This window comes from Vibrio sp. 10N.286.52.F8 (assembly GCF_041468745.1).
GTDB classification, from domain to species: domain Bacteria; phylum Pseudomonadota; class Gammaproteobacteria; order Enterobacterales; family Vibrionaceae; genus Vibrio; species Vibrio crassostreae_C.
The window spans coordinates 28,561-43,354 of the sequence record NZ_JBFRJF010000003.1 but is presented as its reverse complement, the minus strand read 5'-3'; the positions used below and the strand labels follow the sequence as shown (position 1 = coordinate 43,354).

Sequence of the window (14,794 nt, the reverse complement as noted above, 5' to 3'; positions counted from 1 at the left end):
CTAACTCATAACCATAATTAAGTTGGTTTGTTAGAAGGTACTTTACCCTTTTTCTGGCGCTTCTGGTACTTCATAAGTAGCTTCATTCGGTGAATCGTTCACAGAAACTACTAATGGTGAAGGCTGGTTGGTCATTTTAGCAACAAGGCTTGCAACGCGCTGACGCATCTCACGACGGTCAACAATCATGTCGATAGCACCGTGGTCTAGTAGGAACTCACTGCGTTGGAAACCTTCAGGAAGGTCTTCACGTACCGTTTGTTCGATTACACGACGTCCAGCAAAACCGATCAGTGCTTTTGGTTCACCAATATTGATATCGCCAAGCATTGCCAAACTTGCAGAAACACCACCCATTGTTGGATCAGTCATAACTGAAACAAACGGTAGGCCTTTCGCAGATAAACGCTCAAGCGCAGCACTGGTTTTCGCCATTTGCATTAGAGACATCAATGCCTCTTGCATACGAGCACCACCACTTGCAGAGAAACACACTAAACCACAGTTGTTCTCGATAGCAGCATCTACCGCTTTCACGAAACGAGCACCAACAACAGAACCCATTGAGCCGCCCATGAATGAGAATTCAAAAGCACACGCTACGATAGGTAAACCCAATAGTTCGCCTTTCATTGCAACTAATGCGTCTGTTTCACCACTGTTCTTTTGAGCAGCAGAGATACGTTCTTTGTAACGCTTAGAGTCTTTAAACTTCAGCTTGTCTTGTGGCTCAAGATCAGCACCTAGTTCAACACGCTCACCTTTGTCTAGGAATGTATCCAGACGACGACGTGCTTTCATGCGCATGTGATGGTCACATTTTGGACATACTTCTAGGTTACGCTCTAGTTCAGCATGGTACAGAACCTGCTCACAAGAAGTACATTTCGTCCAAACACCCTCAGGGATAGACGCTTTACGAGATGTTACGATGTTGCTTTTTTCTAAAATCTTTTCAAGCCAACTCATGGAAGACCTTTTTGTTTCGATTCTTCCGCTTGATTGCGAAAGAAATAAATTTGGGAATTATGCGTGGGAATTAAAGCACATAAAACAGCGACTGTAGATAAAAAACTGGTTGTACCTATTTCCTGGGACTATCTTACGCACTAAACCGTAATAATTTTTGAACCTAAGTCTCACATTTAGTTCAAATTATCCGGTAAAAATAGAGGACCAATTGGCTCTCGTGGTAGCTCAAAATGTTCAGGATAATCAACATCCACCAGATACAAACCTTCCGCTTTTGCAGTTGCGCCGGCTACTTTTCGATCTTTAGCTTCTAAAAGCCACTGGATCCACTCTGGTTTCTGCTCACCTTTACCTACGGCAATAAGGCTACCAGTAATATTCCTCACCATGTGGTGAACAAACGCATTCGCTTTAATATCGATCACAATGTAGTGTCCATGACGAGTCACGTTTAAGTGAATCATGTTTCTCCATGGGCTACGAGATTGACAGTGTGTTGCCCTGAACGAAGTGAAGTCATTCTCACCAAGTAAGTACTGACCCGCTTCATGCATTTTTTTCTCATCAAGGTGACCATGATAATGGCTCACGCCTGAATTCAAAATGCCTGGGCGTAGTGCATGGTTAAAGATAATGTAGCGATAACGGCGAGCAGTTGCCGAGAAACGAGCATGGAAATCCTCATTCACTTCTGTCGCCCAACGAACCGCAATATCTTTCGGCATGTTGGCATTCGCGCCCATTGTCCATGCCACCATTTTACGATCGACATTAGTTTCAAAGTGAACGACTTGTCCCGTACCGTGAACACCGGCATCTGTACGACCTGCGCACATAACTTCTACAGGGTGATTCGCGACAACTGAAAGAGCCTTTTCCAATTCTTCTTGGACACTTTTCACGTCTCGTTGGCGCTGCCAACCAAAGTAGTGGGTACCGTTATATTCAATACCTAAAGCAATTTTCATGTTCTTGTTCTCTTTGAAAATGGGCGAGAAGTATATACGGAAATCAGTGCTAGCCCAAATAGGATGGGGCTAAAACTTCAATAAACAATCAGCATCGACCGAGACGATACTGTTGAAAAACCAAATCAAACTATAGCGCTCTGTATTGCCTTAAAATAAAGGGTAGCCAACGCTACCCTTTCTGATTTTTAAATTTATCGACCGTTTAACGTATCGATAAGATTTTTTGCCTCTCGACGAATATCATCGCTGCCATCAACGATTGCCTCTTCTAGAAGCTTAATTGCCCCTTGCGAGTCACTCATCTCGATGTAAATTTTGGCCAAATCAAGCTTACCCGCAGCTTCTGCATTGCTGTCGACATCATAATTGCCAATATCACCGATAACATCAGGGAATTCGTTTAGACCAACATCCAGTTTAAGCTCTTCATCGTCTGGGTTAATGACTTCTTCACCTTCTTGCTCGACTTGAGCCATCAGTTCATCAATCGTCATGTACTGTTTATCACGACTGTTGCCTGATTCGGTTAGGTTGTCTTGTTGAGCCCAATTCTCTTCTTTGATTTTCGGTTCAGCTTGCTGCTCAGCCGATGCCCAAATCTCTTGTTGGTCATCAGGCACATCATTATGCATGCTCGATTGTTGCTCTGGTGCTAGATTAAAGCCTTTCCAGTCTTCGCCGCCAACTTCAAGCATGGCGTCAATATCTAGCCCTGCGCTATCAATCGAAGTTGCGTCCAATGGCTTATCAAACATGTTATCGACAGTGTCTTGAACATCTTCAGAAAGCAACTCAGCTAATGCTGTCTCATCAAAGTCATCAAAGCCTTCTAGTGGCTCGTCTTGAACCGTTGTAGGCGTTGAGTTTGGTTCTGAAGCCGCGCTCAGTGATTGTTCTGACTGTGAAAAACCAGCCGGTTCAGAGTCTTCAGAGTTCGAGAAATCATCAGCCTGACTGTAGCTCTGCGGATTTGAGAACAAATCATGCAACGCATCTTGCTCTTCGCCTTGTGGGCTGAAAGAGGTCAGTGGTGTTGGCTTCTCTGCAAACGCATCGGAGATGGCTTCGTCTTCACCGTATTCCGGTAAATCAAACTCATCAAACTCTACGCCTTGGTCTTCTGCTACCGGCTCAGCATTGCTTTGCTCAATATCATCTAAAACAGAGTCTGCTTTTGCGCTTTCTTCATCGTACTCCGGAAGATCAAGGTCATCGAACTCGAACTTCTCGGTGTCAGGCGCTAAGTCTTGCTCTAGCTGCGCTTCATCTGGTTCACTCACCACTTCCGCTAACGCATCGTCTTCACCAAACTCTGGAAGTTCGAAGTCATCGAATGAGAACTCTTCTTCGCTTTCTGGTTGCGCAGTATCAGCCTGTGGTGCAGTATCTAGCTGAGGCTCAGCGGTGGGTTGCGATTCAACACTTGGTTGAGAATCAATAGCAGGCGTTGCTGGCTCTGGTGTTGATTCAGCATCAGCTTCCGCTAGTGCGTCTTCTTCACTAAACTCTGGTAACTCGAAATCATCAAACGAAAACTCTTCGTCGCCTTGCCCCTGAGCTGTAACTTGGGGTTCAGTTTGAGGTTCAACACTTGGTTGAGCATCAATAGCAGGCGTTACTGATTCTGGTGTTGATTCAGCATCAGCTTCCGCTTGTGCGTCTTCTTCACCAAATTCTGGTAACTCGAAGTCGTCAAACGAGAATTCTTCTTCGCTTTCTTGTCCTAGAACTTCAGCTTGTTCTGCTACTTCCGCTTGTGGTGTCGCTTCAACTTGCGGTTCAGCATCTAACTGAGGTTCAGCGACAGGTGTCACTGGCTCTGGTGTTAGGTCAGCTTCTGCCAATGTTTCTTGTGCGGGCGCCTCATCTTCAATCAGCCAATCGTCGTCTTGTGGTACGCCGAATTCATTTGGAATGATTTCTGGCATATTTGCGGCACGAACTGGCTCTGGTTCTTGTTGTGCGGTTTCTTCTTTAACTCGCTCTTCAAAATCTGGTTTGTCAAAATCAGAATTCTCAGATAACAGCGAGTCGATATCCAGTTCATCATCTTCAACCGATGATGCGGTTTCTTGCGCTGATACTTCGTCGCTGTCTAAAAGAGACGCTTGCTCTGGTTCAACCGTATTGTCAATTGATGGTTCAACAGGCTCTTCTATTGCTGGCAACAAATCATTGTCATCAGAAGTCATTAACTCATCAATCAACGCTTCGTCTGTTGTTTCTAGCGAGTCATCAAGCAAAGCATCCGTTGCCGGTGCGACACCGAACAAATCATCGATAAAACCATCACGATTAAAGGCTTCATCATTTTCTGGCTTAATGTCAGAACTTTCTTGAGTCATTTCAGAATCTAACGATTCATCAGTAACGACTTCAGGTTGTGGTGTTTCACTAATGTCCAGATCTTGCTCAGGCTCACCTTCAGAGGTTAACGGAGTAAGCTCAACGTCTGAGTCCTTTTCAGGCTCCTCATTGGCGTTGTCCAAACCAAAGGCTGCGTCTAACTCTTTATCAAACGTCTTATCTTCAGATTCAAGCTCGTCTTCAATGCCACTTGTCAGTAAGTCATCAAATGGGTCTAGAGATTCTGATTTTGATGCATCCGCTAAAAGCTCATCATCTGACAATTCACTATCAAGGAAATCATCCAATAAGTCGGTACTTTCGGCGTCGAGTTCGAAATCATCCTCGTCAGAGTCACCTATTAATTCATCCAAGGTTTCCGTGCTGTCTTCTGCGATGTTGAGGTCATCATCGGTCGATAAACCAGAAAGCTCTTCAAGCTCAGACAGAGAATCAAAGCCAAGAGGTTCGCTTTCAGACTCATCATCCGAATCGTCCCCTAGCATCTCATCAAGAAGGTCTGTCGAGTTACTTAGGTCTACGTCATCGCCTGCCAGTTGCTCATCAAGCAGATCAACGCTGTCTTGAGGTTCTTCATTTACGATGGGCTTATCGAACTGAGACAGAATGTTTTCGATATCATCATCAGACGCCAAACCACTGTTTAGGTTAGTGGCAATCTCATCGTCGCTATCGAGGTTGAAAGGGTCATTCGCTTGATCGTTCTGAGCAGCAACTTGGGCAAAGATGTCATCAATATCATCATTCGCTGTCGGTGAAGCTGGCTCAGGGGACTGTTGTTCAGAGATTAGAGCATCAATATCAAAATCGTCATTGCTCAAATCAACAGGCTTAGTCTCACTTTGTTGCTCAGAGATAAGCGCATCGATGTCAAAATCATCGCTTGCTGGTGTTTCAGTGCTAGAAGGCGAATCACTTTGCTCTTCCGAAATCAGAGCATCAATATCGAAGCTGTCGTCATCTTCGTCATCAAGAGCAAACAGATCATCTAATAAAGATTGGTCTAGCTCGTTGGAACCGAGATCTTCAGTTTCAGACTCTTGAGATAGTAAAGCTTCAATGTCATCAGCAGACATTGCGTTATCATCAGAAAGATCAAAGTCGACATCATCAGTATCGACGGCGCTTTCCGCTGTTTTGTCTAGCGCACGTTCCATCTCTTCAAGGCCAAGCGCTTTCTCTTCGCCATTAACACTAATGCCGTTGCTGCTGTCTAAATCTAGATCGTCGAAGTTGGTGTCTAAATCACCGTTTTCGCCAATGCTAGCAAATGGGTCATCGTCTTCACCATCTAGATTGAAATCGAGATCAGATTCATCTAAACCAGCAAAGACATCATCCTCTTCGGCTAGCGCTTGATCGTCAAACAGCTTGTTGGCGTCATCTTCCGTACCAAACAAGTCATCATCTAAAGACAGCTCGTTAAGGTCGTCCATCTCGTCGCCCAATGTAATAGGTGCAACGGTACTTGGTTCTGGCTGGAGCGGTTGTTCTTGAGTCGTCTGCTGTTGCTCATCATTTTTAGAACGACGGCCTAACAGCATCACAACGATCAAACCAATGAGCAGACCTGGAATAATCGCAAGAGCCGCCACTAACCAACCATTCGATAACAGTTCGTCCATGACACTTGGTGCCATCTTTTCAATTTCGGCGTTCTTTCTGCGCTCTTCATCAAGCAGCTTTTCCACTTCGCTACGAATGCGGTCTTCATCACTGAGCTCTGTTTTTAGCTCATCCACTTCCGATTGAACATTCGATAACATCAAACGAAGTTGGTGATTTTTCTCTTCAAGTGACAGCAGTTCAGTTTCTGAAAGCTCTAGCTGCTTCTCTAACTTGTTCATCTCTTGGGTTGGTGCAGATTGAGCTAGAGATGATTGAGTTGGAGACAATGGCTTTTTAGCAGTTTCAGTAGTGCTTACTTGCTTAGCAGGAGTAACATTTTTTGCATCAGAACTCGGCGCTTTGGGTTTTGAAGCGACAGGCTTACTTGCAGGAGCATCAAGCTTAGCAAGATGTGAGTTCATGATGTTGATAGCTTGCTGCGTCGAGCTTGCACGTGCTTGCTCTAAAGAAGGCACGCGTAGATTGCTCGCAGGCAGCAGGCTATGGATATTCTGGTTTTCAAACGCTTGTGGGTTTAAGCGATAAATAGCCAACAGAGTTTGTTGGACTGAAACGGAGTTATCAGGGCGTAACTTTGAGGCAATAGACCACAATGTTTCTGAGCCGCGAGTTGGACCATAGAAACGTGAAGGCTCAGCGCTATTTGATTGCGCTCTTTGAAGTGGTTCTGAAAACGTAGGCGCTGATTGTATCTGGCCATTAGGCCCTACAACTCGAATGGAATCTGCACGAACAACGGAAATCTGAGTCGCAATGATAAAGGCAAAAGGCATTAACCACGGCTTGAAAATTTGAAACATAAAAGGCTCAGCTAGGTGCTTAAATTCGGAAAAGTGATGATCTATTAAATATATCGGATAAATGACGTAAAACTATAGAGATGAAAACAAAAAATGTGTTGCAGCAACAATATTCGCAGCAATTTCACACAATTTGACTAACAATATTTTTAATCGATTAAAAAAGCCCCACTAAAGAGTGAGGCTTTTTTATCAAAGCAATAAAGCTTAGAAGTAATCGCGAATCAGAACTTCAGCGATTTGAACTGCGTTTGTTGCTGCGCCTTTACGAACGTTATCAGCGACAACCCACATGTTTACGCCACTGTGATGGCTGATGTCGTTACGAATACGACCAACCATTACGTGGTCTTTACCACCTGCATCACGAACTTGAGTTGGGAAGTCTAGCGCTTGGAATACTTCAACACCTTCTGTGTTCTCTAGAAGCTGAACCACTTGCTCTGCACCGATTGGTGCGCGAGTTTCAATGTGTAGAGATTCTGCGTGACCGTAAAATACTGGTACGCGGACACAAGTCGGGTTCACTGTGATTGAAGAGTCAGCAAAGATTTTTTGAGTTTCCCAAACCATCTTCATCTCTTCACGCGTGTAGCCGTTCTCTGTAAATTCATCGATTTGAGGAATACAGTTGAAAGCGATTTGTTGTGAGAACGCTGAGTTTTCAGCTGGCATACCGTTAAGAAGCTTAGCCGTTTGACCCGCTAGCTCATCGATACCTGGCTTACCTGCACCAGACACAGATTGGTAAGTTGAAACGTTAATACGCTCAAGGCCCACTTCATCGTGAATTGGTTTTAGCGCTACTACCATTTGGATAGTCGAGCAGTTAGGGTTCGCGATGATGTTACGGTTACGGAACTCAGCAATCGCTTCAGGGTTCACTTCAGGCACAACCAGAGGAACATCGTATTCGTAACGGAAGCGTGATGTGTTATCGATGACAACCACACCTTCATCAGCCGCAATTGGAGCCCAACGCTCTGAAAGATCGCTACCTGCAGAGAAAAACGCAATATGTACTTGAGACCAATCGAAGTCTTCTACGTTTTGTACTTGTATTGTTTTGCCGTTAAAACGGGAAGTTTTGCCTTCACTACGTTCACTTGCTAGTAAGTGCATTTCACCGACAGGGAATTTACGCTCTTTAAGTACTTCAAGAATGGTTTCACCAACCGCACCAGTCGCACCTAAAATAGCAATATTAAATTCTTGGCTCATTGTTTCTCTCTTTTATAAAGTTGGCTTTACCATAAAACCGAGTTTAGATAACGGCGTTAAATTACAAGATTCGTCGCCCGTTAACTCGACTGCACTGTACTCTCTGCGGTCCCAATATTCTTTACGCATCTTGTCAAAAGAACCCGGCGTAACGATATTGCGACGGAATAAGGCGTCGTCTTTGCGCACATCATAGATCAACTGAGTCAAATTGTGCAGTGTTGCTTCATCCCAAGCTCTATCTAATTTCATTTGAGGTACAGGCGCTGTCGGCAATAAGTCGCTTGCATACGCACGCTGTTCAGTACCTAAAAATTCACAATAACTGTTGAAGATCATCGTGGTACCACGCGCTTTACCTTCTAAACCGTAGCCCGCTACGTGAGGCGTTGCAAAAGCGAGTAACGGAAGAAGCTCAAAGTCGACTTCAGGTTCAAACTCAAACACATCAAGCACTGCAGTGAAACCATCGGCTTTTTGCAGGCGAGCTTTTAGCGCTTGGTTATCAACCACAGGACCGCGAGCTGCATTAATCAGGATTTGATCAGCACGTAAGTTGTTCAGCACTTGCTCACTGATCAAGTGATGCGTTGGATACTCACCCGTCTTAGTGATTGGCGTGTGTAATGTAATAACGTCTGATTGTTCAAGCAAAGTCTCTAACTCAGTAAATTCGCGAGTATCACCCTCTTGCTGTTTTAGAGGGTCGTTCAGCAGAACTTTGATACCAATACCTTCAAGGCACTTCGCTAAGTAGCTACCTACCTGACCACAGCCGATAATACCAACCGTTTTATCAAAAACAGAGAAGCCTTGCTGTTGCGCAAGCACCATCATCGCACTGAATGCGTACTCAGCAACACCCACCTTGTTACAGCCAGGCGCCGCAGTAAAGAAAATGCCACGCTCTTTCATCAATTCTTGGTCAACATGGTCCATACCAGCCGTCGCAGTACCGACAAACTTCAGCTTATTGGCTTTGCTGATCAATGACTCGTTTACCTTGGTAACAGAGCGAATCATCAATGCGTCTACGTCAACTAGGTCGTCAGCAGTAAGTGTGCGACCAGACTTCATTGTCACTTCCCCTAGCTGGCTAAAAAGCGCTTCAGCGTAAGGCATATTTTCGTCGATTAAGATTTTCATTTGGCGAGTACTTTTGTTGGGGTCTATCGACCTAAATGTGAATTGAAATGATTGTGCAAAATTCCACACACGGTGTCGAGTAGCAATTGGAATACATTATAAATAAAGGGCTGAATCACTGAGTCTGCACAAACAACAGGCATAAGATTCCATACCCAAATCTCAAACGGCTAAAACGAAAAATGCCCGATTGAATAAACAATCGGGCAAACATCCAGAACAAAAGGATCCTATCTCGCTCTCCAGGAGACAGAGTCTTGCGTCTGTTCAACCAGTACTAACCAAAGTCAGTACTGGTCAAGCTCTGGAAACCTTTCAATCTCTAAACCCAGATTTAAAAACTATGTTCAAAAAACACGTTTACCAACCTGCGTCTAAAAACTTTGTTCTGATGGTCATTATTACTGGGTGACCTGTGCGTGTTGAATCGGCACTAGCGCAACCCTTTAACGATTAACCTTGTCTCTGTAACTCAAGCTTAAGTTAAGCTTGGTACTTTTTGATTACTAGCGTTGCGTTCGTACCGCCGAAACCAAAACTGTTAGACATAACTGTAGTTAGCTCTTGATCACGAGCTTCAGTTACGATGTCTAGGCCAGCAGCAGCTTCGTCTAGGTTCGAAACGTTAATGCTTGGAGCGATAAAGCCGTTATCTAGCATTAGCGTTGAGTAAATAGCTTCGTGTACGCCAGCAGCACCTAGAGCGTGACCTGTCATCGCTTTAGTTGCAGAAATTGCTGGGCTGTTGCCACCAAATACTTCTTGGATAGCGCCTAGCTCTTTAACGTCGCCAACTGGAGTTGAAGTACCGTGAGTGTTCACGTAATCAACGCCATCAACGTTTTGCATCGCCATCTTCATACAACGAACCGCACCTTCACCAGAAGGAGCAACCATGTCGTAGCCATCTGAAGTTGCGCCGTAGCCTACGATTTCACCGTAGATTTTTGCGCCACGAGCAACAGCGTGCTCAAGCTCTTCGATAACTAACATGCCGCCGCCACCAGAGATAACGAAACCATCACGGTCTGCATCGTAGGTACGAGAAGCCAGCTCTGGCGTGTCGTTGTACTTAGTAGAAAGTGCGCCCATTGCGTCGAACATCATAGTCAGAGACCAATCCAGTTCTTCACCGCCACCAGCGAATACAACGTCTTGCTTACCAAGTTGGATAAGCTCCATTGCGTGACCAATACAGTGTGCAGATGTCGCACATGCAGAGCTCATAGAGTAGTTCACACCACGGATTTTGAAAGGAGTTGCTAGACAAGCAGAAACCGTAGAAGCCATTGTACGTGGAACCATGTATGGACCAACGCGCTTCACGCCTTTCTCACGGATGATGTCTACCGCGTTTACTTGGTTTAGAGATGAAGCACCACCTGAACCCGCAACGATACCCGTGCGGTCATTAGATACTTGATCTTCAGTTAAGCCAGAATCAGCAATTGCTTGCTCCATTGAAAGATAAGCGAATGCCGCTGCATCACCCATAAAGCGCATTTTTTTGCGATCGATATGGTCAGCAGGGTTCATTTTTAGGTTACCCCATACTTGAGAGCGCAAGCCATTTTCCTTGAACTGCTCTGAAGCGGTAATACCAGATTTACCCTCTTTCAGTGATGCTAAAACTTCTTCGACGTTGTTACCGATACTTGAAACAATACCCATACCGGTGATTACGACTCGTTTCATGTGACATTCCTATAATTCTAAATTCAGCTAGATGATAACTAAGAAGCCTAACAAAAGTGGTCAGCTTTCCTAGAAATTCGTACAATCCCTACCAACATATCGCTTCAAATCACAAAATGATAGATTTTATGACTTCAATTACTAATGCAGAACTGGAATGGAATGAGTCTGGCACGCCAGTTTCAGACCAATTTGACGACGTTTACTTCTCCAATGTTAACGGTTTAGAAGAAACTCGCTACGTCTTTTTAAAGCAAAACCACCTTCCAGAGCGTTGGCTTGAACATGAACAACGCCGCTTTGTGATTGCTGAAACCGGCTTTGGCACAGGTTTGAACTTTCTTGCAGTTTGGCAATGGTTCGATGCTTTTCTTAAAGATAACCCACAAGCGATGACCAAAGAGTTACATTTCATCAGTTTTGAAAAATATCCTTTAAATAAAGAGGATCTCATCAAAGCACACCAATCGTGGCCAGAATTAGCCGAGTATGCGACGCAACTCCAAGAACACTACCCTATTGCTCTACCTGAATGTCACCGCATTGTGCTGGGCGACGGTGCAATCACGCTTGATTTGTGGTTTGGCGATATTAAAGATTGCATGCCCAACGTACCAACCCCGCGTGAAGGTTTGGTTGATGCTTGGTTCTTAGACGGTTTTGCTCCGAGCAAGAACCCAGAGATGTGGAATCAAAACCTATTCAACGGCATGGCTAAGCTCGCTAAGCAAGATTGTAGCTGCGCCACCTTCACCGCTGCTGGCTTTGTTCGCCGTGGCTTAATTGAAGCTGGCTTTGAAATGAAAAAGGTCAAAGGCTTTGGTACTAAGCGAGAAATGATCGGCGGCCGACTTGGCGAAAAGCACGCTCACACCAACATCAAACCTTGGTATGGCCTCGCTCAACACACTGAATCCCAAGACATTGCGATCATTGGTGGTGGTGTCGCCAGTGCTGCATTAGCCAAAACGCTAAGCCGTCGTGGTAAAAACATCACCCTTTATTGTGAACATCCACAAGCTGCGGGCAATGCCTCAGGTAACAACCAAGGTGCGATTTACCCGCTATTAAGCGAAGCGACCTCGAACGTGTCTCGCGTGTTTGGCCCGGGATTACTGTTTGCTCGTCAATTTATTAATCAAGCGGCTCAGTCTATTCAATTTGATCACAGTTGGTGTGGCGTGAACATCTTGATGTGGGATCAAGGCTCCACTAAAAAGCTCAACCGCATGTTGGAAGGCAACTTCCACACCGACCTGATTCAGCGTTTATCGCCAGAGCAAGCCAACGAAAAGATTGGCTTACCCGTCGATAAAGAGAGTGTTTACTTTCCGCTGGGTGGTTGGCTAAGCCCTCTGCAACTGACTCAAGGCTTGATTAGCAAGTTAGAAGAGAACAACCAAGTAAGCGCGCACTATCAACATCAAGTAACGCAACTTGAGTGGCTCGAAGCTGAACAACAATGGATACTGACGATGGATACACCTCAAGGTGAGATTCAAACCAAGCACGACCAAGTAGTTGTCGCAAACGGACACAAGTTCACTCAGTTTGAACAAACTCAGCCAGTACCACTGACTCCGGTTAAAGGCCAAGTGAGCCATATTCCGACCACGGAAAATCTCAGCCAGCTAAAAACCGTGTTGTGCTTTGATGGCTATTTGACGCCACAGAACCCCAACAATGGTCATCACTGTATTGGTGCGAACTACGACAAAACCAATATCGACCAAGAATTTGATATTGAGGTTCAGCAGCACAATGGCGAGCGCCTACATGGGTCACTACCAGACCAAGCATGGACAAAAGATGTCGATACCAGTGACAACTTAGCGCGCCAAGGTATCCGAAGCGTAAGCCGTGACCACCTTCCGTTTGTCGGAAACGTTGGTGACTTTGAAGCCATTAAGGAGCAGTACCAAGATCTCCACAACTTCAACCCGCAGCGTGACTCGGTTGAGGATGTAGAAACGGTAACAAGCTTCCCTAACCTTTATTGCTTTATCGGACTGGGTTCACGTGGTTTGAGCTCTGCACCATTATTGGCTGAAGTATTAGCATCACAGATCTGTGGCGATCCGCTGCCCTTGCCTGTTGATGTGCTTGAGGCGATTCACCCAAGTCGAATGTGGGTACGCAGACTGCGTAAAGGTAAGGCATTAACGGCTGGATGGGTTGCTGACAAGCATTCTAAATCAAAGCCGTAGTTTCTAGTTCAGCTATTTTGAACATCTGAAATTTCTGAATATCTGAAACTAATAAGTTAAAAGCTAAAAAGCCCTACGTGACTAAGTTAAGTCGCTCGGGCTTTTTGTTATTCGTGTTGATCTAAACTGATGTTCTAAACGAAGCTGTATTTACAGCTTAGCAACCGCGTCTTTAATCTGTAGAACGATCTCTTCGTTGCTGATAGAACCAGATTCAAAATCAAAGTTATCGTAGAAGCTTGGTACTGAAACTGACGCTTGCACGTTGCCACCGAAGTAAGGTGCAGAACCTGTCGCTGCACCAAGTACCGTTTGTGCGCCACCAGGGCCCGGTGAAGTCGCTAGGTAAACCGCCGGCTTCTCGCCAAACACTGAACGCTCAATACGTGTCGCCCAGTCAAATAGGTTTTTATACGCTGCTGGGTAGTGACCATTGTGTTCTGCGAACGAGATAACAAACGCATCAGCTTCAGCTAGGTCGCGTAGGAATGCTTGAGCACCTTCCGCTTGGCCAATCTCTTTTTCAGTGTCTTCACTGAACATAGGAACATTGTAATCGTTGATGTCTAGGACTTTTACTTCAGCACCTTCAATCAAGTTTGCTGCGTAAGTTGCTAGTGTTTTGTTGATTGAGGTAGAACTTGTGCTTGCGCCAAATGCGATAACTTTCATGATGTGACCTTTCTGTAATTCCGTTAAGTGGGATTAGAATAACGTAGTAAGAAAATGTAACCATCACAAGAAATGAACGGACTCATTCAAAAATTTCGAACGAGTCTCAAATAAACCAGTTCGCTCAGCAAAATGGGAAAGGAAGGGACTGAGCGGATAGTATTAATACATCGAGATTAAGCTTGGTTTTGTAGCTCAACCCAAAGGTCATTAACGATAGTGCGGTCTGCTGGTGTTAGTTCAGAGCGAGCGTCGTCTAGGCTCTGTTCAATACGAGCTTTTACTTCAGCCACATCTTCAATGCCTTCTTCTTCACATGAAGCCACTGAAAGAGAAATATGACCACGTAAGTAACCACCAGCAAACAGTTCATCGTCTGATGCGTTTTCAATGCGAGCATCAATTACTTCAAGTAGTTTTTCTTCAAATTCGATAATCATAATATTCTCTTATTTCACAATAAATTGGCTAGCACATAAAGGTTCTACATCGTAGAAGCTGCGTAATGCTTCAGAGAGCATTTTCACGCGAGGCGGAAAGCCTACTTCAAAGATACCCATAACTTCGCTATGTACTTTATTCATAAAGGCCAAACGATCTGGCTCAAAATCGCCGTGTAGATTGTCACAGCTGACATTAAAAGGAAAGCCTGCGCTCATCGCAATGATCCATTCATACGCTTGTGGGCGAATTTCTACTTTTTCAAACTCAGCTTGAACCGATTCCGTTCGACCGTCAGGTTCATACCAATAGCCAAAATCTTCCAGTAAACGACGCTCAGGCCCAGCAACGCACCAGTGTGCGATCTCATGGAGTGCAGAGGCGTAAAAGCCACGTGCGAACACGATTCGATGGTGTGGGATAGTATCATCAGCAGGCAAATAGATCGGCTCATCAGCCCCTAGCTCTAGTTTGGTATTAAAGCTTTCAAAAAAGGTCTGATTGAAGATATCGATAATGTCTGAGTATTGGTGTGTCATAAAATCAAATTTAAGTAAAAATAACTGGGGCATTTTGCTTTTTTTTCAGCGCTCGGTAAAGCCCTATCAAGCGTAATGACATCGGGTTCGCCATTATACTTTGCAGTGACAATCGATTGCCATTCCCAGATTAC

10 protein-coding genes are annotated in these 14,794 nt (G+C 44.8%); 1 reads left to right on the top strand and 9 read right to left on the bottom strand.

Going from position 1 to position 14,794, the window contains the following annotated elements; genetic code table 11:
• Window positions 1–42: 42 nt before the first annotated feature.
• From accD to fabB, 6 genes are all read right to left on the bottom strand, one after another.
• Window positions 43–969: an acetyl-CoA carboxylase, carboxyltransferase subunit beta gene (gene accD, locus AB4133_RS00520; protein ID WP_017062348.1), complete on the bottom strand. Its 927-nt coding sequence runs from the start codon at window positions 967–969 to the stop codon at window positions 43–45.
• Window positions 970–1,145: 176 nt separating this feature from the next.
• Window positions 1,146–1,940 (bottom strand): tRNA pseudouridine(38-40) synthase TruA, encoded by a 795-nt coding sequence (truA, locus tag AB4133_RS00515; protein WP_004734161.1) that lies wholly within the window; start codon window positions 1,938–1,940, stop codon window positions 1,146–1,148.
• Between the two features lie 194 nt (window positions 1,941–2,134).
• Entirely contained in the window at window positions 2,135–6,739 is a 4,605-nt protein-coding gene (locus AB4133_RS00510) for a FimV/HubP family polar landmark protein (protein WP_372223774.1), read from the bottom strand.
• Between the two features lie 207 nt (window positions 6,740–6,946).
• Window positions 6,947–7,960: an aspartate-semialdehyde dehydrogenase gene (locus AB4133_RS00505; protein WP_372223772.1), complete on the bottom strand. Its 1,014-nt coding sequence runs from the start codon at window positions 7,958–7,960 to the stop codon at window positions 6,947–6,949.
• Between the two features lie 12 nt (window positions 7,961–7,972).
• Window positions 7,973–9,106, bottom strand: coding sequence for a 4-phosphoerythronate dehydrogenase (locus AB4133_RS00500; RefSeq protein WP_017062351.1), 1,134 nt, complete (start codon window positions 9,104–9,106; stop codon window positions 7,973–7,975).
• A gap of 483 nt (window positions 9,107–9,589) precedes the next feature.
• Window positions 9,590–10,801 (bottom strand): beta-ketoacyl-ACP synthase I, encoded by a 1,212-nt coding sequence (gene fabB / locus AB4133_RS00495; protein WP_017062353.1) that lies wholly within the window; start codon window positions 10,799–10,801, stop codon window positions 9,590–9,592.
• Window positions 10,802–10,929: 128 nt separating this feature from the next.
• On the opposite strand from fabB, the gene mnmC reads away from it, so the two are divergent.
• The gene (mnmC, locus tag AB4133_RS00490) at window positions 10,930–13,008 is read left to right on the top strand and encodes a bifunctional tRNA (5-methylaminomethyl-2-thiouridine)(34)-methyltransferase MnmD/FAD-dependent 5-carboxymethylaminomethyl-2-thiouridine(34) oxidoreductase MnmC (protein WP_372223771.1); all 2,079 of its coding nucleotides are present in this window, start codon (window positions 10,930–10,932) and stop codon (window positions 13,006–13,008) included.
• Window positions 13,009–13,158: 150 nt separating this feature from the next.
• On the opposite strand, the gene AB4133_RS00485 is transcribed toward mnmC, so the two are convergent.
• The 3 genes from AB4133_RS00485 to AB4133_RS00475 form a co-directional block, all read right to left on the bottom strand.
• Window positions 13,159–13,680, bottom strand: a complete 522-nt coding sequence (locus tag AB4133_RS00485) for an NADPH-dependent FMN reductase (RefSeq protein ID WP_017062355.1) — start codon at window positions 13,678–13,680, stop codon at window positions 13,159–13,161.
• A 176-nt stretch (window positions 13,681–13,856) separates the two neighbouring features.
• Window positions 13,857–14,120 carry a YfcL family protein gene (locus tag AB4133_RS00480; RefSeq protein WP_017063425.1) on the bottom strand — a complete coding sequence of 88 codons (264 nt, stop codon included), beginning with the start codon at window positions 14,118–14,120 and terminating at the stop codon, window positions 13,857–13,859.
• Window positions 14,121–14,129: 9 nt separating this feature from the next.
• Window positions 14,130–14,660: an elongation factor P hydroxylase gene (locus AB4133_RS00475; protein ID WP_017063424.1), complete on the bottom strand. Its 531-nt coding sequence runs from the start codon at window positions 14,658–14,660 to the stop codon at window positions 14,130–14,132.
• Window positions 14,661–14,794: the final 134 nt, after the last annotated feature.

What these genes read in the sequence shown, in the direction of transcription:
- truA (WP_004734161.1), bottom strand. Translation starts at nt 1,940, where the DNA reads ATGAAAATTGCTTTAGGTATTGAATATAACGGTACCCACTACTTTGGT.
- mnmC (WP_372223771.1), top strand. Translation starts at nt 10,930, where the DNA reads ATGACTTCAATTACTAATGCAGAACTGGAATGGAATGAGTCTGGCACG.
- fabB (WP_017062353.1), bottom strand. Translation starts at nt 10,801, where the DNA reads ATGAAACGAGTCGTAATCACCGGTATGGGTATTGTTTCAAGTATCGGT.
- AB4133_RS00510 (WP_372223774.1), bottom strand. Translation starts at nt 6,739, where the DNA reads ATGTTTCAAATTTTCAAGCCGTGGTTAATGCCTTTTGCCTTTATCATT.
- AB4133_RS00505 (WP_372223772.1), bottom strand. Translation starts at nt 7,960, where the DNA reads ATGAGCCAAGAATTTAATATTGCTATTTTAGGTGCGACTGGTGCGGTT.
- accD (WP_017062348.1), bottom strand. Translation starts at nt 969, where the DNA reads ATGAGTTGGCTTGAAAAGATTTTAGAAAAAAGCAACATCGTAACATCT.
- AB4133_RS00480 (WP_017063425.1), bottom strand. Translation starts at nt 14,120, where the DNA reads ATGATTATCGAATTTGAAGAAAAACTACTTGAAGTAATTGATGCTCGC.
- AB4133_RS00475 (WP_017063424.1), bottom strand. Translation starts at nt 14,660, where the DNA reads ATGACACACCAATACTCAGACATTATCGATATCTTCAATCAGACCTTT.
- AB4133_RS00500 (WP_017062351.1), bottom strand. Translation starts at nt 9,106, where the DNA reads ATGAAAATCTTAATCGACGAAAATATGCCTTACGCTGAAGCGCTTTTT.
- AB4133_RS00485 (WP_017062355.1), bottom strand. Translation starts at nt 13,680, where the DNA reads ATGAAAGTTATCGCATTTGGCGCAAGCACAAGTTCTACCTCAATCAAC.